Genomic DNA, 22782 nt, shown 5'->3' with positions numbered 1-22782 from the left:
GGAGAGGACCTCTTGGTTCTCTCCTTTTTAAAAGGAGAAATGATAACGCTTACTAGCGTAGGCGGATGAAAGGAAATAGGAGAAATATGGACAAACACTTTTTTGAGAAACGCTGTCATTATAGTATCCGCAAATTTGCAATTGGTGCAGCCTCAGTTATGATTGGTGCTAGTATCTTTGGAGCCAATATGGTTCAGGCAGCAGAAACAGCAGCGCCTTCAGAGACAGAGGGAAGTATCACTCATGTTCAAGCCCTGGATAAGCTACCAGATGATTTAGCCGCTGCGCTTGAAAAAGCAGATGCAGAAGCTGCAACAGAAGCAAGTCATGAAGAAACTCCATCGACTGATGAGGGAACCAATCCTGCAGCAAGTGAAGAGGCAAAACCAGAGACAAATCCTGCAACTCCCAAGCCAACAGAAACGCCGAAACCGGTTGAAACACCAAAGGCAGACAAACAACCTGCGGAAACCACTACACCAGCAGTAAAACCAGCTGAAAAGACAATCGAAGATAGAGAAGATGTCAACCATCTCGAGGGTGCTACTGCTCAGGCAAGCAACCATGAGACTGGGACCAACTTTACTGCAGATAAGGCTATCGATGGAGATGACAATACCCGTTGGGCTACAGATAGAGATGCAGTAAAACCAACTTTTGAATTAACTCTTCCAAAAACTACCCTTATCAAGCATGTGGAAATTGACTGGGATCGTCGTCTTCGTAATGGGCAAAATGACCCAAATATCAAATCTTGGAGTCTCTACTACGCAGGTCAGGAAGATGTGGGGGCTAATGGAGAAAAACAATGGAAACTCGCTCATACCAAAACAGGAGAACCTGTTTTAGATGAGAAAGTAGATCTAGCTGAAAGTATCAAAGCTAAGTATCTCAAATTGGAGGTCAATGATTACCAAGCGGGAACAATGAACTGGAGAAACGTTGGAATCCAAGAAATTCGAGCTTATTCTAACGTTCCGGACCATAGTAAGGTAACGGACATCCGCCAAGTAACCGAACTAACAGTAGCAGAAGACGGACAGTCTCTTGTCTTACCAACTTTACCAGGGAAAGTTAGCCTTATCGGAAGCAACAAGCAAGGTGTGATTGACCTTCAAAATCACATCTATAAGCCTTTGACAGATCAACGCGTCAAGGTCATGGTCCAACAAATCAGAGACAGTCATACTTTCACTAAGGAATTTGAAGTAGTCATCAAGGGCCTACATCAGGACGAAGGTGTGGGTGTCAAACCAAAAGTAGCACCAGCTGTTCAACAATGGTATGGGAAAGAAGGCCAATCTTCTATCACTTCAGATACAGTTCTTGCGACAGGAAATTCAGGCTTTGATCAGGCAGCAACCTTCTACCAGTCAGACCTTGCCAGCCGTGGATTGGAACTAGCAACAGGTGACAAGCAAGCTCAAAAACGAATCGAATTTAAAAAGGTTGAAAACAAGGGTTACGGTAAGGAAGGGTATGGCATCACTATCCAAAATAATGTGATTACCATCGAAGCTGCCACAAACACAGGAGCCTTTTACGCCACTCGGACTCTTCTTCAAATGGGAGAAACAGACCTACAAAATGGCGAAATTCGTGATTTCCCAAGTTTCAGCCACCGTGGCTTTATGCTAGATACAGGTCGTAAATTTATCCCTTACGACACCCTTGTAGACATCATGCTCAACATGGCTTACTACAAGATGAACGACTTGCAGTTGCACCTTAATGATAACTATATCTTTCTCAAGGAACACTTGGCAGGAAAGAATCTTTCTAAAGAGGAAGAACTCAAGTATGTCCTTGAACATGCCAAGACTGGTTTCCGTGTGGAGACAGACATTGTCGGTAAGAATGGCCAAAAATTGACATCAGATGAGCATTATACCAAGGAAGAAATGCAAAATCTGATTAAACTTGCCAAGGCCTTGCATATCAACCTAGTGCCAGAAATTGACACACCAGGTCATGCACTATCATTTGTCAAAGTTCGCCCAGACCTCATGTATCAAGGTAGTTTGAGCGATTATGCAGGCAAGCACAATGTTGAGCGCGTAGCCATGCTAGACTTGGATAACAAGTACGAAGAAACTCTTAAATTTGTCAAATCAGTTTATGACAAACTCCTCGATGGTCCAGATGCACCGCTTCATGGCGTGTCCACTGTTCATATCGGAACGGATGAATACTATGGCAGCAGAGAAAGCTATCGTCGCTATGTCAATGACCTTATCAAATACATTAAAGGAAAAGGCTATACCCCTCGAATCTGGGGCTCACTCAGTGCGAAACGTGGGAACACTCCTGTTGATTGGAACGGAGTAGAAGTTGATATCTGGAGTATTAGCTGGCAACGACCAAATGAAGCCATTGCTCAGGGAGCTAAGATTATCAACATCACGGATGTACCGACCTATAGTGTGCCAAGTGGAAGCAATAGTCAAGCAGCCTACGGGGACTATGCAAACTACGAACGTCAGTACAATAGCTGGACACCGAATGATTTTAGAACAGGTGGCGGTCCACTTCTACCAGCTTCTCATCCAAGTATCCTTGGTGGTGGGCACGCAGTTTGGAATGACAATATCGACCTTCATGAGACAGGTTTGACCTCTTATGACATCTTCAAACGCTTCTTCAAGAGCATGCAAACCACTGCAGAGCGCACTTGGGGATCTGACCGTGCAGCTGCGACCTTTGCAGAACGCACCCTACCAACGAGCCCTTATGCGCCACAGTCAAATCCTGATAAAGAGATTGATCAAAGCGACTTGTTTACCATCAATCCTGAAACAGTCAAGAACTATGCGAGCAAGAAAGTGAAGACAAGCGAGCAGGGATTGGCTTTTGAGAAAGACAGCAGTATCGAAGGCTTGGCAGGTGATGTTGGTCCAAGTCATGTCTTGAAGTTTGATGTAACTGTCACTGGAGACGGTGAACAAACCTTCTCAACAAGTGGGGACAACCGTATCTATCTAGCTGATAAAGATGGCTACCTTGCTTATCAATTTGAACAGTTCCATATTCAATTCAATAAAAAACTTGAAAAGAACAAACGTTATCAAATCTCCATCGTAACCAAACCACAGTCAACCGAAGTCTATGTAGATGGTGAAAAGATTGAGCGTATCACAAATCCAGCTCACCCTCGCTTTGCCCACAATAGCTTGGTACTACCGCTTGAAAGCATCGGTGGTTTCAAAGGAATCTTGCATAGTGCAGAGTTGTCAGATAAACCATTTGTAAATCCTCGTTTGATTGCAAATGATAAGATTACTGCAACCGCAAGCAGTCAGCAACTTCCAGGGAACGCGACTGAAGGCGCTGTTGAAAAGGCCTTTGACAATGATCCAAATACCTTCTGGCATACTAAGTGGACTGGTGACACTGCGCCATACACTCTTACTATGACCTTGAAAGAAGCAGAAAAAGTCAATGGCTTGACTTATCTTCCACGTCCAGGTGGTGGAAATGGTGTCGTGACGCGCTACGAAATCTACGCACAAAAAGATGGCCAAATGGTCAAGGTTTCAGAAGGAAGCTGGGACAACAACGCCCAAGAAAAAACAGTCAACTTTGCGGCGGTAGATACCAACAAGATTGAGTTGAAAGTATTGGAAGGCGTTGGTGGTTTTGCAAGTGCAGCTGAAGTTCATCTATTGAAACCTGTCAAAGAAGAGCAAGAAACGCCTGCACCGAGTCAACCAGAAAAACCAACTACACCTGAAAAACCAAAAGTAGAGCAAACAGGTGATGGAACAGTTGAATTGGCAGATCAATTCACAGCAAGTAAACCAGCTAGCGAAGACAGCATTGCAGCTGCTAGCAAGAGCGCAGACTATCTCAAGAAAGAGTACAAGGTCTTCCCAACTCCACAAAAAGTGACCTATGGCGAAGGTGTTACAGCCCTTCGTAAGCAAGTCAATCTGGTTATGGGGGATCAACTCGACATCTATACTCGCAATCGCTTGAAGAGTGTCTTGCAGGATAATCAAGTATCTTATACAACTGGTAAGACAGCAATCGCTGGCGCAACCAATATCTATCTTGGAGTGCATGGACAAGGTTCACAAGCAGAGCAAAACTTGTCCAATGTTTCAGCAGGTCTCTTTGACAAGATTGATGCCTATGCCTTGACCATCAAGGATAACTCAATTTCTATCGTCGGAAAAGACACGGATGCAGTCTTCTATGGTTTGACAACCTTGAAACACATGCTTAAGGAAAGCCAAGTGCCAGTCCTTCGCAATGTGACAGTAGAAGATTACGCAGAGCTCAAGAACCGTGGCTTTATCGAAGGTTACTATGGAAATCCATGGTCGAATGCCGATCGTGCAGAGCTCATGCGTTACGGTGGCGATTTGAAATTGAACCAATACTTCTTTGCACCAAAAGATGATCCATACCACAACAAGAAATGGCGTGAACTCTATCCAGAAGAAAAACTAGCTGAAATCCGTGAACTTGCTCGTGTCGGAAATCAAAGTAAAACCCGCTATGTCTGGACCATCCATCCATTCATGAACAACCGCATCCGCTTTGGCAATGAAGCGCATTACCAAGAAGATTTGGCAACCATCAAGGCTAAATTTACCCAGTTGATGAAAGTGGGTGTCCGTGAATTTGGTATCCTAGCAGATGATGCTCCAAGCCCAGTTGGAGGCTACAATAGCTACAACCGCTTGATGCAAGATATGACCAAGTGGTTGACTGAAATGCAGGGAACTTACAGCGGTCTTCGTAAAGAAATGATCTTTGTTCCTGGACAGTATTGGGGTAATGGACGTGAAGATGAGTTGAAATCTCTCAATGAAAATCTCCCAAGTTCAACATCCATGACCTTGACGGGTGGTAAGATTTGGGGTGAAGTCTCTGAAAGCTTCCTATCAACTCTCAAGAACAATCTATCCGCAGGTGGCAAAACCTATCGCCCAGTTTCACTTTGGATTAACTGGCCTGTAACAGATAACTCTAAACAACACTTGATTCTAGGTGGTGGTGAGAAATTCCTTCATCCAAATGTGGATCCAAGTTTGCTGTCTGGTATCATGTTGAACCCAATGCAACAGTCTGAACCATCTAAGATTGCCCTCTTTTCAGGAGCTCAATACTCATGGAAACAGTGGAAATCAGAAGAAGAAGCTAAGAAAATCAATGACATTGCCTTCAACTTTGTAGAAAATGGTCATTTTGAAGATAGCAAGGTATCGGCAGCCTTCCGTGAACTTGGTAAGCACATGATCAACCAAAACATGGATAATCGTGTCGTCAAACTAGAAGAATCTGTAGACTTGGCTCCAAAATTAACAGACTTCATGACCAAGCTTAAAGCAGGTCAGGATGTGACTGCTGAACGTATAGCCTTGCGTGCAGAATTTGCCAAGATTAAAGAAGCAGCTGAGCTCTATAAAGCATCAGGTGATAAAAAAATGGTTGCCCAAATCCACTATTGGTTGGATAATGCAATCGACCAAATGAATGCTCTCGATGCCTTCCTTACAGGAACTGAAGCCATGGCTACCAACGATGCAGCCAAACTTTGGGATAGCTACTATAAAGGCTTGAAGTTCTACGAACAGTCTCAAACTCATACCTTCCATTATGTAGACCATATGGAAAAAGCTGAATTGGGTGTTCAACATATTCGTCCATTTATCCTATCCTTGAAAGAAGTTTTGGCGTCTGAAGTTCAAAAAGTCTTGCATCCAGATCAAATCATCAGTACCTTTATCACCAATCGAACAGGTGTAGAGGGTGGCTTGGCAGAAGTAACGGATGGCGATTTGGCAACTCATGCGATTATTAAATCACCAAATAGCATCAAGACAGGTGATTATATTGGTATGAAGTTCAACAAACCAGTAGCGATTCAAACCTTGACCTTTGCAATGGGAACGCAGGCAAATCCACGTGATACCTTTAGTAAGGCAGAAGTACAGTATCAAGATGAAAATGACAACTGGGTAACCTTGAAAGAGCCAAGCTATGTCGGAAATGAATCCCTTCTTAAGTTTGAAAATCTCAATATCAAGGCCAAGGCAGTTCGCATGATTGCGACAGCAGATCGCGAGAACACTTGGTTTGCAGTTCAGGAAATTGCAGTTAACCGGTCAGTTGAAAAAGCTCGTAGCCAACAAGCAACGACAGTTAGTCTAAGCTCAAACTTAGTTTACAAACTAAATACCTCAGCCCGTCAAATCACTGATGGCAAGGACAATACAGAAGCCATGATGGCAAATGCTGACGGTAGCAATACGACTCCAGTAGATGCCTGGGCACAACTTGACCTCGGTGAAGTCAAGTCAGTCACTAAAGTACGACTTCGCCAAGGAACGGGTGATAAGCTTGCCACAGGTGTACTTGAGTACTCTACAGATGGAACTGCATGGCAAGAGTTGGATCGCCTATCAGGAGAACAAACCAAGGAAGTGACCAGAGCGATCAATGCTCGTTACATCCGAGTACGCAATACCAAGGCCCTCGACCTCTGGTGGCGTATTCAGGACTTCTCTGTTGAGACACGCTCTGGAAACAGTGAGTTAACAGACACCAACGTCGACGCCTTGAAGGAAACACCAGTAGTGGATAGCTTAGGCAGTTACGAACTTCAAATTCCAGCTGGAACCAAACTCCCTGCTCATAGCTATCTAGGTATGAAGCTTGACCGTATCCATCAGATCAAGAGCATCCAGCTCAAAGGCCAAGCCAACCCTGCTCTTACTCTAGAGTACTCTGCAAATGCACAAGAATGGACACCAGCCAGCCAGTTGACAGACAGATCTGTGGCAACCCACTTAGTACGTTATGTGCGTCTGGTCAACAAAACAGATCAGGAACAAGCTGTCACAGCCACTTCTCTCCTTGTGACAACCAAAGAAGTGCAACCAACCAAACTAGAATCTACAACTATGGGCATTCATCCAACATACGGCAGCAATGATGTTCGTAAACTGAACAACCTAGATCAACTATTTGACGGTGTTTACAACAACTTCGTTGAGTTTTCAGACTATGCCCATAAAGATGGTCATGTGACCTTGAAACTTGGTAGCGAACGCACTATCAAGAAGATTAGAGCCTACATCCAAGACGGAACTCAAAACTACCTTCGTGATGGCAAGATCCAAGTCAGCCAAGATGGTAAAACTTGGACAGATGTCGTGACAGTAGGAGATGGTGTAGCCAATAGCCAACACGATGATTCTCTGACAGATGGTTGGACACATGATTCTAAGATGCCAGGAAATCGCTACATCGAAGGAGAATTGACGACACCAGTCAAAGCTAACTATCTCCGTGTCCTCTATACGGCAGACTATGATGCCCGGTTTGTAGGCTTTACAGAATTGGTCATCAATGACGGTGAATTTGTCAAACCAATCAATGATCCAACAGTAGAAGGAAATAGTGGAGAAAGCCAAGGTAATCTCTACAACAACCTTGTAGACGGCAAAGTCTTGACCAGCTACAAGTCTGAAAAAGACAAGGGCGAATTGGTGTATCACTTATCTGAGCCAACCAATGCCAACCACCTTCGTCTCGTTTCCAGTCTTCCTGAAGGAGCGAAAGCACGTGTTCTTGCTAGAACACTCAAGGATGGTCAAGACAGTTGGACAGACCTCGGTGCCATTACATCTAGTCTCCAAACCTTTGCTATCCGAAATGGTGGCTCTCTTCTAGACGTCAAATTAGTCTGGGAAGGTGGCAAGGCTGAGTTTTATGAATTGGCGAGCTTCTATCAAGAATTGACAGAAGAATCTGTTCAATCAAGCAAGGGTGATGAACCAGCACCCGTTCTTGAGATTCCTGAATTCACAGGTGGTGTCAATGCAGCTGAGGCCTTGGTACATGAAGTACCAGAGTACACAGGCCCAGTAGCAACAGTGGGTGACCAAGCTGCTCCAACAGTAGAAAAACCTGAGTTCCAGGGTGGTGTCAATGCAGTTGAAGCCTTGGTACATGAGCTTCCAGAGTACACAGGTCCACTTGGTACAGCAGGAGATCAACCAGCACTGACGGTCGAGAAACTGGACTTTACAGGTGGTGTGAACGCGGTAGAAGCAGCAGTACATGAAGTACCAGAGTACACAGGTCCACTTGGTACAGCAGGAGACCAACCAGCACCGACAGTTGAAAAACTAGAGTTTACAGGTGGTGTGAACGCGGTAGAAGCAGCAGTACATGAAGTACCAGAGTACACAGGTCCACTTGGTACAGCAGGAGACCAACCAGCACCGACAGTTGAAAAACCAGAGTACAAATTGAACTTAAGTCCACTCGCTGATACTAAGACTCCAGAAGTTAAACATGATGATCAGAAGGAGCTTCCGGCAACAGGTGAAAGCAAATCTGACACGGCTCTCTTCCTAGCAGGCGTAAGTCTAGCCCTATCTGCTCTCTTTATCGCGAAAGGGAAAAAGGAATAGCTTCTGATTACCTTTGCTTTTGACAAATTTTAGCATCAAGAGAAAGTGAAAAGACAGCTCCATAACCTCTATAATAGTTAGAGAAACTATCAAAAGAGTTATGGTGCTGTTGGAATAAACTATTGAGCTATAAAGAATAAAAATCCTGAGAAGTAAAATTCTCAGGATTTTGCTTATTGTTGCGGTTGACTTGGTTGGTTTTGCTCAGCAGGTGCAGTGCCTGATTGTTGAGGAATCGTCTGCGTTTGACTTGTGCTTGGAGAAGTTGCGCTTGACTGAGAAGTCGAGCTCTCAGATGTTGAGCTAGAACTTTCAGATGTCGAACTTTGTTGTGTAGATGATGAAGGGGTCCACGTATTGCGTGCTCCATTCTTAAAGACAAATTCTCCGCTTCTGTAAAGGCCTTCAGGCATGGTCCAATCCCCTGGATGGTCATCTGTTGAGAGGTAGGTCATCATCGAACGATAGACCTTAGCAGCAACGTAGAAGCCATCACCAACGATAGGAGTAAGTCGGTTAGAGTAACCGGTCCAGACAGCCATTGAATATTTACGAGTATAGCCGACAAACATTTCGTCTGGAGCTACATAACCAGAGTTCTTAATGTATTTCTCAATTTCATCATCTGTATAGTTTGATGTACCAGTCTTACCAGCTTGTGGTAACCATGATAGGTAGGCTCCACGTCCTGTTCCATAAGTCAGAACTGTTTTCATCATCTCTGTCATCATGTAGGCAGTTGTTTCTTTCATAGCGCGTGTTCCTGAATCAGAAAACTCTTTTGAACTACCATCACTAAAGATGATTTTGTTGATGTACATTGGCTTATGGTAAATACCGCCATTGGCAAAGGCAGCATAGGCTGCGGCCATTTTTTCACTGCTTGCCCCATACTTTTTGTTAGATTCTGTTGTGTTACTTGAAATCGCGTTGGCATAGTGTATATCTGGGTAGTCAATACCGAGTCCATTTAGGAAGGTTTTGGCTCTATCCAAACCGACTTTATTCAAAGTTTCTACAGCTGTAACGTTCCGTGATTGTTGAAGAGCATACTGCAACGTGATGTTTCCAAAGTAACTCTTATCCCAGTTGTAGACAGGGGTGTTGGTCCCAGGATAGTTATAAGGTACGTCATGAACGATAGCAGCAGTTGAGTCGTAGATGTCATACTCCAAGGCTGGCGCGTAATCTGTGATGGGTTTCATGGTTGAACCCCAGTCACGGTTGGTTTCAACAGCTTGGTTCATACCGAAGGAAACATTGCTTGATTGATGGCGTGCACCTAGCTGGGCAATCACCTTTCCGTTTGTGACATCAACGATGGTAGAAGCTACTTGCAACTCATCATCTGGATAATTAACGTATTCGTCGGTATTGTAGATATCCCAGAGACGTTGTTGAACGGCTGGATCAACATTGGTATAAACTTCCATTCCTGTTGTCAAAAGGTTGTAACCAGTTTCCTGTTCGACTTGGTCGATTACTTCTTTGAGATAATTATCCATATAGGCTGGATAGTTGTTTCCAGAACGGAGGCTCTGCAGTCCATCTGTAATGGGAGTGTTAATGGCTTTTTCGTATTGTTCAGCAGAAATGTAGCCTTGACTTTTCATTTCCGAGAGGACAAGGTCACGGCGTTCTTGTGCCGCTTCTGGATGAGAATAGGGATCATATTGATTTGGAGCCTGAGGCATTCCAGCTAGGAGAGCCAATTGAGGTAGACTTAAATCTTTGAGGTCTTTACCATAGTAGTTTTGGGCTGCCGTTTGCATCCCGTAATTTCCGTTGGACATATAGACCTTGTTGATGTAGTAAGTTAGGATCTCTTGTTTGGTCGCTTTTTGTTCTAGCTGAACGGCTAGCCAAGCTTCCTGTGCCTTACGTGAAAGTGTTTGATCAGATGTTGATGTTGAGAAATAGGTTAGTTTAATCAACTGTTGTGTCAAGGTAGAACCACCTTGAAGACCACCCCCACCACGGAGGTTTCGTAAGGAAGCGCCTAGGATACGAATCGTATCTACTCCTCGGTGACTGAAGAAACGATGATCTTCAATAGAGACAATTGCATTGACCAGCTCCGTAGGGATTTCATTAGCCTGTGCATTGACACGGCGCTCAGAACCCAGATCAGCGATAAGTTCATTTTTGCTGTCATAGATCTTACTAGACGTTGTAGCGACTAGTTTGCTTTCGGATAGAGCCGGAGCCTTGCTTACATAGTAGAGAAAAAGGCCTCCACCTAGCATAATAGCTGCGATAAATACAGTCAAGAGGCAGATACTGACATACTTAACTATTCGCAGGAAAGTTTGTTTGTTCATCTTATTTTACCACCTAGTAAATGTTCTTTGATAACTTCGAGATAGGGAATCTGTGGAAAGGCACCAGGCTCAATCCTATATCCATTTTCTCGAATATATCCAAGTGGCATTGACTTTTGTCCCATATCTTGATGATAGAAACGAATCAAATCAATGGCCGGCAATAAGTAGGTTTCTTGCTGAGAAGAAAAGTGAAGGAGGACAAAGCAGATTCCTTGCTGGGCAAGAACTTGTTCCATATGCTGGATCTGATGGAGATGAAAATTCTTCATCGGAATCGCATGTTTTTGCCTGGTTTCCTTTGCTTCAAAGTCGATGTAGTATCCATCATAAACTCCTGAATAGTCAGTCGTTGAGGCCTGTCTAAAGTAGGCTTCAACGATCTTGGCTCGACTTCGTTGGGGATAGTCGACACGTACGATTTGGATGGGAGTCGGTTTCTTGTGAATAACTGCTAACCCATGTGACAAATAGTAGTCGTTCGTAGCGTTGATCATCTTTTCAAAAGACATTCCCCGATTTGCGAAATTTTTAGTTTGTGACGGGGGGGCTTGTCTCTTCTGTGATGAAAGTTTATGTGGATAGTTGACCATAATTCTCCTTATTGGTACAATAACATCACTCTATTATATCATAAATTTACAAAGAAAGGGTTAAAAATGACAACAGCCTTGATTTTAGGCTATTCAGCCTTCGACCTTGGTCTCTTTAATGACAAAGATATTCGCGTTGATATTATCAAAACAGCCATTCGGAGAGACCTAGAACGTCTAGCAGAAGAAGGGGTGACCTGGCTTGTCTTTACAGGGACTCTGGGCTTTGAGTACTGGGTGCTTCAAGTGGCACAGGATATGAAAGCAGACTATGGATTTCAGCTGGCGACCATTTTCGATTTTGAAACCCATGGTAGTAACTGGAATGAAGCCAATCAAATCAAACTCAGTGAGTTTAAGCAGGTTGACTTTGTCAAATATGCCTATCCACAATATGAGCACAAGGGGCAACTACGTGATTATCAGAAATTTCTGCTGGAAAATACAGATACTTGTTACCTTTTTTACGACGAAGAAAAGGAAACCAAGTTACAGTATTTTTACCAGATGATGAAGAATCAAGAAGGCTATGTTACAAAAAGATTAACATTTGAGGATCTGAACGAAATAGTGGAAAATTTTTCCGAAAAGTGAGGCTTTGACCTTGATTTTTGTTTGTCTTTTTTTATATAATAAGAATAGCAATCAAGAATGGAGAGAGAAATGGCAAGTATTATTTTTTCAGCAAAAGATATTTTTGAACAAGAGTTTGGACGTGAAGTTCGTGGATATAGTAAGGCAGAGGTAGACGAGTTCCTAGATGATGTGATCAAGGATTATGAGACTTACGCAGCTTTGGTCAAATCTCTTCGTCAGGAGATTGCTGATTTGAAGGAGGAATTGTCTAACAAGCCACAGGCAAGTTCTACTCAACAAAGTTCTATCGAAGTAACAAGTTCTACTCCAATGACAAATTTTGATATTTTGAAACGATTGAATCGACTTGAAAAAGAAGTATTCGGTAAGCAAATTGTAGACAATTCTGAGTTATAATTAGGTGTCTATTAGATGCAATTTTTGGATAATCGCGTGAAGAGAATCTCTTTTCATGAGGAAAGTCCATGCTAGCACAGGCTGTGATGCCTGTAGTGTTTGTGCTAGGCGAATCCATAAGCCTAGGGACGAGAGATCGTTACGGCAGTTGAAATGGCTAAGTCTTCGGATAGGTCAGAGTAGGCTTGAAAGTGCCACAGTGACGGAGTCTTTCTGGAAACAGAGAGAGTGGAACGCGGTAAACCCCTCAAGCTAGCAACCCAAATTTTGGTCGGGGCATGGAGTGCACGGAAACGAACGTAGTACTCTGACTGCTGTCAGCTATAGGCTGCTAGCGGTAGACAGATGATTATCGAAGGAAGTGGTCCTAGTCACTTCTGGAACAAAACATGGCTTATAGAAAATTGCATATAGGTTGGGGCTGAGAACTTTTTCTCAACCTCATTTTTTAAAGTGTACAAAAGAAAGGTCTTACAAGACTGTAAAATGAAAAAAGAATTTAAATTAATCGCAACTGCTGCGGCGGGTCTCGAGGCTGTCGTTGGACGTGAGGTGCGAGATCTTGGATATGATTGCCAAGTTGAAAATGGACGTGTCCGTTTTCAAGGGGATGTGCGGGCTATCATCGAGACCAATCTTTGGCTTCGAGCGGCTGATCGCATCAAGATCGTAGTCGGGAGTTTTCCAGCTAAGACCTTTGAAGAACTTTTCCAAGGCGTTTTTGCTCTAGATTGGGAAAACTATCTCCCGCTTGGGGCGCGTTTCCCGATATCAAAGGCTAAATGTGTTAAGTCTAAACTTCACAACGAGCCCAGTGTTCAGGCAATTTCTAAGAAAGCAGTTGTCAAGAAACTGCAAAAACACTATGCCCGTCCAGAAGGAGTTCCCTTGATGGAAACGGGTCCCGAGTTTAAGATTGAGGTATCTATTCTTAAAGATGTGGCAACTGTCATGATTGACACGACAGGTTCTAGCCTCTTTAAACGTGGATATCGTACGGAAAAGGGTGGAGCACCTATCAAGGAAAATATGGCAGCGGCCATTTTACAACTCTCTAACTGGTATCCAGACAAGCCCTTGATTGATCCGACTTGTGGTTCAGGAACATTCTGTATCGAGGCGGCTATGATTGCCAGAAAAATGGCACCAGGCCTTCGCCGTTCCTTTGCTTTTGAAGAATGGAACTGGGTCAGTGATCGGTTAATCCAGGAAATTCGCACAGAGGCTGCTAAGAAAATCGATCGTGAGATAGAATTGGATATCATGGGCTGTGATATTGATGCTCGGATGGTTGAGATTGCTAAGGCCAATGCCCAAGCAGCTGGTGTGGCTGGTGATATCACTTTTAAACAAATGCGGGTACAGGACTTGCGCTCAGACAAAATAAATGGCGTCATCATTTCCAATCCACCATATGGAGAGCGTTTATCTGATGATGCAGGAGTCACCAAGCTCTATGCTGAGATGGGACAAGTCTTTGCACCACTGAAAACCTGGAGCAAATTTATCCTGACGAGTGACGAAGTTTTTGAAAGTAAGTACGGAAGTCCAGCGGATAAAAAGCGCAAACTTTATAACGGAACCTTAAAAGTGGATTTGTATCAATACTTTGGTCAGCGTGTGAAGCGCCAAGAGGTAAAGTAGAAAGGAAGACAGATGAGTAAAAAAAGACACAATCGTCATAAAAAAGAGCATCAAGAGTCCAAATTTGATTTTGACGAGGCGAAAGATCTGACAGTTGGTCAAGTCATCCGTAAAAATGAAGAAGTTGAAGCTGGAGTATTGCCTGAGGACAATATCTTGGATAAATACATCAAACAGCACCGCGAGGAAATCGAAGCCGACAAGTTTGAAACACGTCAATTTAAAAAAGAAGAACTGCAGGAAGCTCAGGCTCAAGAAGAATTGACGACACAGGAAGTCTCAGAAATCACTGAAGAGTCGGCACCAATCATAGAGGAACCCGAGACAGTTTCAGAAGAAACGGTGTCAGACTCAGTGGAAACTACAAGCTCGGATGTGATTTTGCCTCCTTTGGGAGAAGAAAATCAAGACTTGGAACCGCTTGTGTTGGAAAAGCAAACGCCAGCAGAGGTTGCTGATGAGAAAGAAGAGGAAGAGACGGCTCTACTTTCACGCTCAGCTCAGGCAGAATCAGAAACAGTTTCTAATTCTAAAAAGAAGCGCGTGTTTGTTATCGGTTCAGCCTTGGCAGCAGCCCTTATCTTGGCAGGTAGTTACTATATCTATCGTCAAGTAAATCGCTCCAACCAAGCCATCCAGTCTTCCCAGTCTTCTTCTAGTAATCAAGAAACACAAACAGCCCTACAAGAGTTTAATGCCCTCTACGATGCCTTTTATACGGATGCTAATAAAACAGCTTTGAAAAATAGTCAGTTTGACAAGTTGAACCAACTCAAGGCTCAACTAGATAAACTCGAAGGTAGCCGAGAGCACACTCTGGCCAAGTCTAAGTATGATAGTTTAGAAGCTCAAATCAAGGCTGTGCAAGAAGTGAATAATCAGTTTGAAACTCCAGCAATTACCGACGGTGTCTTGGATACCAATGCAAAGGTCAAGGCAGATGCTAAATTTACAGAAATTAAAACAGGAAATACAGAGCTAGATAAACTGTTAGATAAGGCCATTAGACTTGGTAAGAGCCAGCAAACAAGCGCCTCTAGTTCAAGTTCAAGTAGCAGTAGCCAAGAAAGTTCAAGTACAACGACTGATAGCAGTACGAGCAGTTCGTCTGCTTCATCAAGTTCAGCATCTGCCAGCAGACCAGAAAGTGGAGGTTTGTCTAGCGATGGTGTCAATCTTCAAAGAAGTGCTAGTCGTGTACCGTACAACCAATCAGCTGTAGATGATAGTAACAACCCTGCCTGGAATTTTGCTGATGGTGTTTTGGAACAAATCCTAGCAACATCACGCGCTCGTGGTTATATCACTGGTAATCAATATATCCTAGAACGGGTCAATATCGTAAACGGAAATGGTTATTACAACCTCTACAAACCAGATGGAACCTATCTCTTCACCCTCAACTGTAAGACTGGATACTTTGTTGGTAATGGAGCTGGTCACGCAGATGATTTGGATTACTAGGAGTCCGTTACAAAATTCTTTCCTTTCATAGGTAAAAATGATAAAATAAAACATATTAAACAAGAGGAGTGTCACATGACAAAAGCTAACTTTGGTGTCGTAGGTATGGCCGTAATGGGTCGTAACCTTGCCCTAAATATCGAATCTCGTGGCTATACAGTTGCCATTTACAACCGTAGTAAAGAAAAAACAGAAGATGTAATTGCCTGCCATCCAGAAAAGAACTTTGTACCTAGCTACGATGTAGAGTCTTTCGTTCAATCTATCGAAAAACCTCGTCGTATCATGCTCATGGTTCAAGCTGGACCTGGTACAGATGCAACTATCCAAGCTCTTCTTCCACACCTTGACAAGGGTGATATCTTGATTGACGGAGGAAACACTTTCTACAAAGATACCATCCGTCGTAATGAAGAATTGGCAAACTCTGGTATCAACTTTATTGGTACAGGGGTTTCTGGTGGTGAAAAAGGTGCCCTTGAAGGTCCTTCTATCATGCCTGGTGGACAAAAAGAAGCTTATGAATTGGTAGCAGATGTTCTCGAAGAAATCTCAGCTAAAGCACCAGAAGATGGCAAACCATGTGTGACTTACATCGGTCCTGATGGAGCTGGTCACTATGTGAAAATGGTTCACAACGGTATCGAGTATGGGGATATGCAATTGATCGCAGAAAGCTATGACCTCATGCAACACTTGCTTGGTCTTTCTGCAGAAAACATGGCTGAAATCTTTACTGAGTGGAACAAGGGTGAATTGGACAGCTACTTGATCGAAATCACTGCTGATATCTTGAGCCGCAAAGACGATGAAGGCCAAGATGGACCAATCGTAGACTACATCTTGGATGCTGCGGGAAACAAAGGAACTGGTAAATGGACTAGCCAATCAGCACTTGACCTTGGTGTGCCATTGTCACTTATCACTGAGTCAGTATTTGCGCGTTACATCTCTACATACAAAGAAGAGCGTGTACATGCTAGCAAGGTCCTTCCAAAACCAGCTGCTTTCAAATTTGAAGGAGACAAGGCTGAGTTGATCGAAAAGATTCGTCAAGCCCTTTACTTCTCAAAAATCATTTCTTACGCACAAGGTTTTGCTCAATTGCGTGTGGCTTCTAAAGAAAACAACTGGAACTTGCCATTTGCGGATATCGCATCTATCTGGCGAGATGGCTGTATCATCCGTTCACGTTTCTTGCAAAAGATTACAGATGCCTACAATCGCGATGCAGATCTTGCTAACCTTCTTTTGGATGAATACTTCTTGGACGTTACTGCTAAGTACCAACAAGCAGTTCGTGATATCGTAGCTCTTGCTGTTCAAGCTGGTGTACCAGTGCCAACCTTCTCAGCAGCCATTACTTACTTTGATAGCTACCGTTCAGCGGACCTTCCAGCTAACTTGATCCAAGCACAACGTGACTACTTTGGTGCCCACACTTACCAACGTAAAGACAAAGAAGGAACCTTCCACTACTCTTGGTATGACGAAAAATAAGTAGGTCTGCCATGGGGAAACGGATTTTATTACTTGAGAAAGAACGAAATCTCGCTCATTTTCTCAGTCTGGAACTCCAAAAAGAGCAATACCGTGTTGATCTGGTCGAGGAGGGGGGAAAAGCCCTCTCCATGGCTCTCCAGACAGATTATGACTTGATTTTACTGAATGCTCGTCTGGGGGATATGACGGCCCAGGATTTTGCAGACAAGCTGAGTCGGACAAAACCAGCTTCAGTGATCATGGTCTTGGACCATCGCGAAGAATTGCAGGACCAGATTGAGACAATCCAGCGCTTCGCCGTTTCTTACATCTATAAGCCAGTGATTATTGATCAGCTGGTGGCTCGTATTTCAGCGATTTTCCGAGGTCGGGACTTTATCGACCAACACTGTAGTCAGATGAAGGTCCCAACGTCTTACCGCAATTTGCGTATGGATGTAGAACATCATACCGTTTATCGTGGCGAGGAGATGATTGCTCTGACGCGCCGTGAGTATGACCTTTTGGCCACTCTCATGGGAAGCAAGAAGGTCTTGACTCGTGAGCAGTTGTTGGAAAGTGTTTGGAAGTACGAAAGTGCGACAGAAACTAATATCGTGGATGTTTATATCCGTTATCTACGTAGCAAGCTTGATGTAAAAGGTCAAAAAAGCTACATTAAAACCGTACGTGGTGTTGGTTACACCATGCAAGAATAGAGAAGCAGTTGCAGTTGTGTAACTGCTTTTTTTGAGAAGTTTCTATATATTGACATACGGTAAAGTCTTTGCTACAATCGTTTCAGGAGGATACAAGGAATGAAAGTATTGAAAAAAATCATGCAAGTTGGATTAGCAGTGTTTTTTCTTGGTCTTTTAGCGACAAGTACAGTATTGGCGGATACCACAGGTGGGCAGTTTGTTGATAAGGACAATAGAAAATACTATATAAAAGATGACCATAAAGCGATCTATTGGCATAAAATAGACGGTAAAATGTACTATTTTGATGATGATGGAGAAATGGTAGTCGGCTGGCAATACTTAGAAATTCCTGGGACGGGTTATCGTGATGATTTATTTGATAATCGTCCAGTTTTCGAAATTGGCCTTCAATATAAATGGTACTACTTTGATCAAGATGGGGTATTACAAGAATTTGTTGGCTGGCAACAATTAGAGGTTAAAGATTCATTAACTGTTGGTAAAAAATATGGTGAAGGCTTTGAAGGGCCAGAAGTTCTTAAATTAGCAAATTATTACTTTAATGAAGATCATTCTTTAAAAACAGGTTGGCTCTACGATCAATCTAATTGGTACTATCTAGCAAAAACAGGTCATTTAGGAAAAGACTACCTTGGTGGTGAAAGACGTGCGGGTTGGATAAACGATGATTCGACTTGGTACTACCTAGATCCAACAACTGGTATTATGCAAACTGGATGGAAATATCTAGGTAATAAGTGGTACTACCTCCGCTCATCGGGAGCTATGGCAACTGGTTGGTATCAGGAAGGTTCGACTTGGTATTATCTAGATGCTAAAAATGGAGATATGAAGACAGGCTGGGCTTATGTCGGTAACAAGTGGTACTATCTCCGTTCATCAGGATCTATGGAGACTGGCTGGTATCAGGAAGGTTCGACTTGGTATTATCTGCATGCAAGTAATGGAGATATGAAGACTGGTTGGTTCCAGGTTAATGGCAAATGGTACTACGCTTATAGCTCCGGTGCTTTAGCAGTGAATACGACCGTAGAAGGCTACTACGTCAATTATAATGGCGAATGGGTCCAATAATGAAAGAGGCGATTGTGAAGGAAACAATCGCTTTTTTTGTGAAAATATAATAAAATAGATAGGAGAAAATACTACTGTATGAAATGAGACGGTCTTTTCGTCTGGTTAAAGGAAAACATGACAAAAAAAGTTGGTGTCGGTCAGGCACATAGTAAGATTATTTTAATAGGAGAGCATGCGGTCGTTTACGGTTATCCTGCCATTTCCATGCCTCTTTTGGAGGTGGAGGTGACTTGTAAGGTGGTACCTGCTGAAAGCCCGTGGCGTCTCTATGAGGAGGATACTTTGTCCATGGCAGTTTATGCTTCGCTGGAGTATTTGGATATCAAAGAAGCTTGCATTCGCTGTGAGATTGACTCGGCTATCCCTGAAAAACGGGGAATGGGTTCGTCAGCGGCTATTAGCATAGCGGCCATTCGTGCGGTTTTTGACTACTATCAAGCCGACCTGCCTCATGATGTACTAGAAATCTTGGTCAATCGGGCTGAGATGATTGCTCATATGAATCCTAGTGGTTTGGATGCCAAGACCTGTCTCAGTGACCAACCAATTCGCTTTATCAAGAATGTAGGATTTACAGAGCTTGAGATGGATCTATCGGCCTATTTGGTGATTGCTGATACAGGCGTTTATGGTCACACTCGTGAAGCCATCCAAGTGGTTCAAAGTAAGGGCAAGGATGCCCTACCGTTTTTGCATGCCTTGGGAGAATTGACCCAGCAAGCAGAAGATGCAATTAGACAAAAAGATGCTGAAGGGCTGGGACAAATTCTCAGTCAAGCGCATTTACATTTAAAAGAAATTGGTGTTAGTAGCCCTGAGGCAGACTCCCTCGTTGAAACGGCTCTGAGCCATGGTGCTCTGGGTGCCAAGATGAGTGGTGGTGGGCTAGGAGGCTGTATTATCGCCTTGGTAGCCAATCTGGACCAAGCACAAGAACTAGCAAAACGATTAGAAGAGAAAGGAGCTGTTCAGACATGGATCGAAAGCCTGTAACAGTACGTTCCTACGCAAATATTGCCATTATCAAATATTGGGGAAAGAAAAAAGAAAAAGAAATGGTGCCTGCTACTAGCAGTATCTCTTTGACTTTGGAAAATATGTACACAGAGACGACCTTGTCGCCTTTACCGACGGATGCGACTGCTGATGTCTTTTATATCAATGGTCAGCTCCAAAATGAGGCTGAGCATGCCAAAATGAGCAAAATCATTGACCGTTACCGCCCAGAAGGTGAGGGCTTTGTCCGTATTGACACTCAAAACAATATGCCTACAGCAGCGGGCTTGTCCTCTAGTTCTAGTGGTTTGTCCGCCTTGGTCAAGGCTTGCAATGCTTATTTCCAGCTTGGTTTGAATCGGAGCAAGTTGGCACAGGAGGCTAAGTTTGCCTCAGGTTCTTCCTCTCGCAGTTTTTATGGACCGCTAGGTGCCTGGGATAAGGATAGTGGGGAAATCTACCCTGTAGAGACAGACTTGAAACTAGCTATGATTATGTTGGTGCTAGAGGACAAGAAAAAACCAATCTCTAGCCGTGATGGGATGAAACTCTGTGTGGAAACCTCGACGACCTTTGATGACTGGGTGCGCCAGTCTGAGAAAGACTATCAAGATATGCTGGTTTATCTCAAAGAGAATGACTTTGCCAAGATTGGGGAACTAACGGAGAGAAATGCCCTAGCCATGCACGCTACGACGAAAACAGCATCGCCAGCCTTTTCTTATCTAACAGATGCGACTTATGAAGCGATGGACTTTGTCCGCCAACTTCGTGAGCAAGGCGAGGCTTGCTACTTTACCATGGATGCCGGTCCCAATGTCAAGGTCCTCTGTCAGGAGAAAGACTTGGAGCATTTGTCAGAAATCTTTGGTCAACGTTATCGCTTGATTGTGTCAAAAACAAAGGATTTGAGCCAAGATGATTGCTGTTAAAACTTGCGGGAAACTCTATTGGGCAGGTGAGTATGCTATTCTAGAGCCAGGACAGTTGGCCTTGATAAAGGACATTCCCATCTATATGAGGGCTGAGATTACTTTTTCTGACAGCTACCGTCTCTATTCAGATCTGTTTGATTTTGCAGTGGACTTGACGCCAAATCCTGACTATAGCTTGATTCAAGAAACGATTGCTCTAGTGGAAGATTTCCTCGTTTATTGTGGGCAAACCTTGCGACCTTTTTCCTTGGCAATCCGAGGGAAAATGGAACGAGAAGGCAAAAAGTTTGGTCTAGGTTCTAGTGGTAGCGTCGTTGTTTTGGTGATCAAGGCCCTGCTGGCTCTGTATGATATTACGGTTGATCCGGAACTCTTGTTCAAGCTGGCTAGCGCGGTCTTACTCAAACGAGGCGACAATGGCTCTATGGGAGACCTTGCCTGTATTGTGGCAGAGGATTTGGTTCTCTACCAGTCTTTTGATCGAAAGAAGATAGCTGCTTGGCTGAAAGAAGTAAGCTTGGCAACAGTTTTGGAGCGTGACTGGGGCTTTTCTATCTCACACGTACAACCTGCCCTAGAATGTGATTTCCTAGTGGGATGGACCAAGAAAGTGGCTGTATCGAGTCAAATGGTACAGCAAATCAAGCAAAACATCAATCAGAATTTTTTAACTTCCTCAAAAGCAACGGTGTCTGCTTTGGTAGAAGCCTTGGAGCAGGGGAATGCAGAAAAAATTATCGAGCAGGTGGAAACAGCTAGTCGACTTTTAGAAGGCTTGAGCGCAGATATTTACACACCTTCGCTGAGACAGTTGAAAGAAGCCAGTCAAGATTTGCTGGCTGTTACCAAGAGTAGTGGCGCTGGTGGTGGTGACTGTGGCATTGCCTTGAGTTTTGATGTGCAATCAACTGAAACCATAAAAAATCGCTGGGCCGATCTGGGGATTGAGCTCTTATACCAAGAAAGGATAGGACATGACGACAAATCGTAAGGACGAGCATATCCGCTATGCCCTTGAGCAGAAAAGTTCCTATAATAGCTTTGATGAGGTGGAGTTGATTCATTCTTCCCTGCCTCTTTATGACCTGGATGAGATTGATTTGTCTACAGAATTTGCAGGTCGAAAGTGGGACTTTCCTTTTTATATCAATGCCATGACGGGTGGAAGTGATAAGGGGAGAGAAATCAATCAAAAGCTGGCTCAGGTGGCGGATGTCTGTGGGATTTTGTTTGTGACGGGATCTTATAGCGCAGCTCTCAAAGATCCAACAGACGACTCTTTTTCTGTCAAATCTAGCCATTCAAAGCTCCTCCTTGGAACCAATATTGGCTTGGACAAGCCTATCGAGTTTGGACTTCAGACTGTAGAAGAGATGAATCCTCTTCTCCTTCAAGTGCATGTCAATGTCATGCAGGAATTGCTCATGCCAGAGGGAGAAAGAAAGTTTCGAAGCTGGCAATCGCATCTAGCAGATTATAGCAAGCAAATCCCAGTTCCTATTGTCCTAAAGGAAGTGGGCTTTGGGATGGATGCCAAGACCATCGAACGAGCCTATGAACTGGGTGTTCGAACGGTTGACCTGTCAGGTCGTGGTGGCACTAGCTTTGCCTATATCGAAAATCGTCGCAGTGGCCAGCGTGATTACCTTAATCAATGGGGCCAGTCCACCATGCAAGCCCTTCTCAATGCCCAAGACTGGAAAGACAAGGTCGAACTCTTGGTCAGTGGAGGCGTTCGGAACCCGCTGGATATGATTAAGTGTCTGGTCTTTGGAGCCAAGGCTGTGGGACTGTCACGTACCGTTCTGGAATTGGTTGAAACCTACTCGATCGAGGAAGTGATTAGCATTGTCCAGGGCTGGAAAGAAGACCTGCGCTTGATCATGTGTGCCCTTAACTGTGCCACTATAGCGGATCTGCAAAGCGTAGACTATATTCTTTATGGCAAACTAAAAGAAGCAAAAGATCAGATGTAGAGAGGTCGGGACAAGAATCCCGCCCTTTTTTGTAGCCTTTTGTCAACTGTGGTGGGCTGAAAGAACCTAGTTTGTAGGAGCGATTTCTGTCCTATCTCCTTTTTCCATCCTCAGACCGAGGTGACTTTTTTGAATTGTGATAAAATA

General features: G+C 43.7%; 14 protein-coding genes and 1 other RNA gene. 13 read left to right on the top strand and 2 right to left on the bottom strand.

What is annotated here, in order from left to right:
• Positions 1-86: 86 nt before the first annotated feature.
• The gene (locus tag D8803_RS04330; RefSeq protein ID WP_131200358.1) at positions 87-8429 is read left to right on the top strand and encodes an SIALI-17 repeat-containing surface protein; all 8343 of its coding nucleotides are present in this window, start codon (positions 87-89) and stop codon (positions 8427-8429) included.
• 173 nt (positions 8430-8602) lie between these two features.
• On the opposite strand, the gene pbp1a is transcribed toward D8803_RS04330, so the two are convergent.
• Positions 8603-10750, bottom strand: a complete 2148-nt coding sequence (pbp1a, locus tag D8803_RS04325; RefSeq protein WP_061417581.1) for a penicillin-binding protein PBP1A — start codon at positions 10748-10750, stop codon at positions 8603-8605.
• Entirely contained in the window at positions 10747-11343 is a 597-nt protein-coding gene (gene recU / locus D8803_RS04320) for a Holliday junction resolvase RecU (RefSeq protein WP_000248771.1), read from the bottom strand. The genes pbp1a and recU overlap by 4 nt, the downstream gene beginning before the upstream one ends.
• Positions 11344-11409: 66 nt before the next feature.
• Between recU and D8803_RS04315 the strand changes: the two genes are divergently transcribed.
• The 12 genes from D8803_RS04315 (at position 11410) to fni (ending at position 22635) form a co-directional block, all read left to right on the top strand.
• Positions 11410-11937, top strand: coding sequence for a DUF1273 domain-containing protein (locus tag D8803_RS04315; protein ID WP_131200357.1), 528 nt, complete (start codon positions 11410-11412; stop codon positions 11935-11937).
• Between the two features lie 69 nt (positions 11938-12006).
• Positions 12007-12336, top strand: a complete 330-nt coding sequence (gpsB, locus tag D8803_RS04310) for a cell division regulator GpsB (protein ID WP_000146526.1) — start codon at positions 12007-12009, stop codon at positions 12334-12336.
• A 20-nt stretch (positions 12337-12356) separates the two neighbouring features.
• An RNA gene (rnpB, locus tag D8803_RS04305) (RNase P RNA component class B) lies at positions 12357-12738 on the top strand.
• A gap of 84 nt (positions 12739-12822) precedes the next feature.
• Complete coding sequence (locus D8803_RS04300; RefSeq protein WP_131200356.1) at positions 12823-13980, top strand: class I SAM-dependent RNA methyltransferase; 1158 nt, start codon at positions 12823-12825, stop codon at positions 13978-13980.
• Positions 13981-13992: 12 nt separating this feature from the next.
• Positions 13993-15444 (top strand): cell division site-positioning protein MapZ, encoded by a 1452-nt coding sequence (gene mapZ / locus D8803_RS04295; RefSeq protein ID WP_131200355.1) that lies wholly within the window; start codon positions 13993-13995, stop codon positions 15442-15444.
• A gap of 75 nt (positions 15445-15519) precedes the next feature.
• Complete coding sequence (gndA, locus tag D8803_RS04290; protein WP_084947036.1) at positions 15520-16944, top strand: NADP-dependent phosphogluconate dehydrogenase; 1425 nt, start codon at positions 15520-15522, stop codon at positions 16942-16944.
• A gap of 11 nt (positions 16945-16955) precedes the next feature.
• On the top strand, positions 16956-17645 hold the full coding sequence (locus D8803_RS04285) for a DNA-binding response regulator (RefSeq protein ID WP_038804114.1): 690 nt from the start codon (positions 16956-16958) through the stop codon (positions 17643-17645).
• Positions 17646-17744: 99 nt separating this feature from the next.
• The gene (locus D8803_RS04280; protein WP_131200354.1) at positions 17745-18725 is read left to right on the top strand and encodes an N-acetylmuramoyl-L-alanine amidase family protein; all 981 of its coding nucleotides are present in this window, start codon (positions 17745-17747) and stop codon (positions 18723-18725) included.
• Positions 18726-18842: 117 nt separating this feature from the next.
• Entirely contained in the window at positions 18843-19721 is an 879-nt protein-coding gene (gene mvk, locus D8803_RS04275) for a mevalonate kinase (protein ID WP_061417568.1), read from the top strand.
• The gene (mvaD, locus tag D8803_RS04270; protein WP_061417566.1) at positions 19703-20656 is read left to right on the top strand and encodes a diphosphomevalonate decarboxylase; all 954 of its coding nucleotides are present in this window, start codon (positions 19703-19705) and stop codon (positions 20654-20656) included. Before mvk ends, mvaD begins: the two co-directional genes overlap by 19 nt.
• Positions 20643-21650 carry a phosphomevalonate kinase gene (locus D8803_RS04265; RefSeq protein WP_131200353.1) on the top strand — a complete coding sequence of 336 codons (1008 nt, stop codon included), beginning with the start codon at positions 20643-20645 and terminating at the stop codon, positions 21648-21650. Before mvaD ends, D8803_RS04265 begins: the two co-directional genes overlap by 14 nt.
• Positions 21634-22635 carry a type 2 isopentenyl-diphosphate Delta-isomerase gene (gene fni / locus D8803_RS04260; protein WP_131200352.1) on the top strand — a complete coding sequence of 334 codons (1002 nt, stop codon included), beginning with the start codon at positions 21634-21636 and terminating at the stop codon, positions 22633-22635. Before D8803_RS04265 ends, fni begins: the two co-directional genes overlap by 17 nt.
• Positions 22636-22782: the final 147 nt, after the last annotated feature.

It is taken from the genome of Streptococcus oralis (assembly GCF_003943385.1).
Classification (GTDB): domain Bacteria; phylum Bacillota; class Bacilli; order Lactobacillales; family Streptococcaceae; genus Streptococcus; species Streptococcus oralis_CA.
The sequence above is the reverse complement of the archived record's forward strand: the minus strand, read 5'-3'. Positions and strand labels throughout refer to the sequence as shown.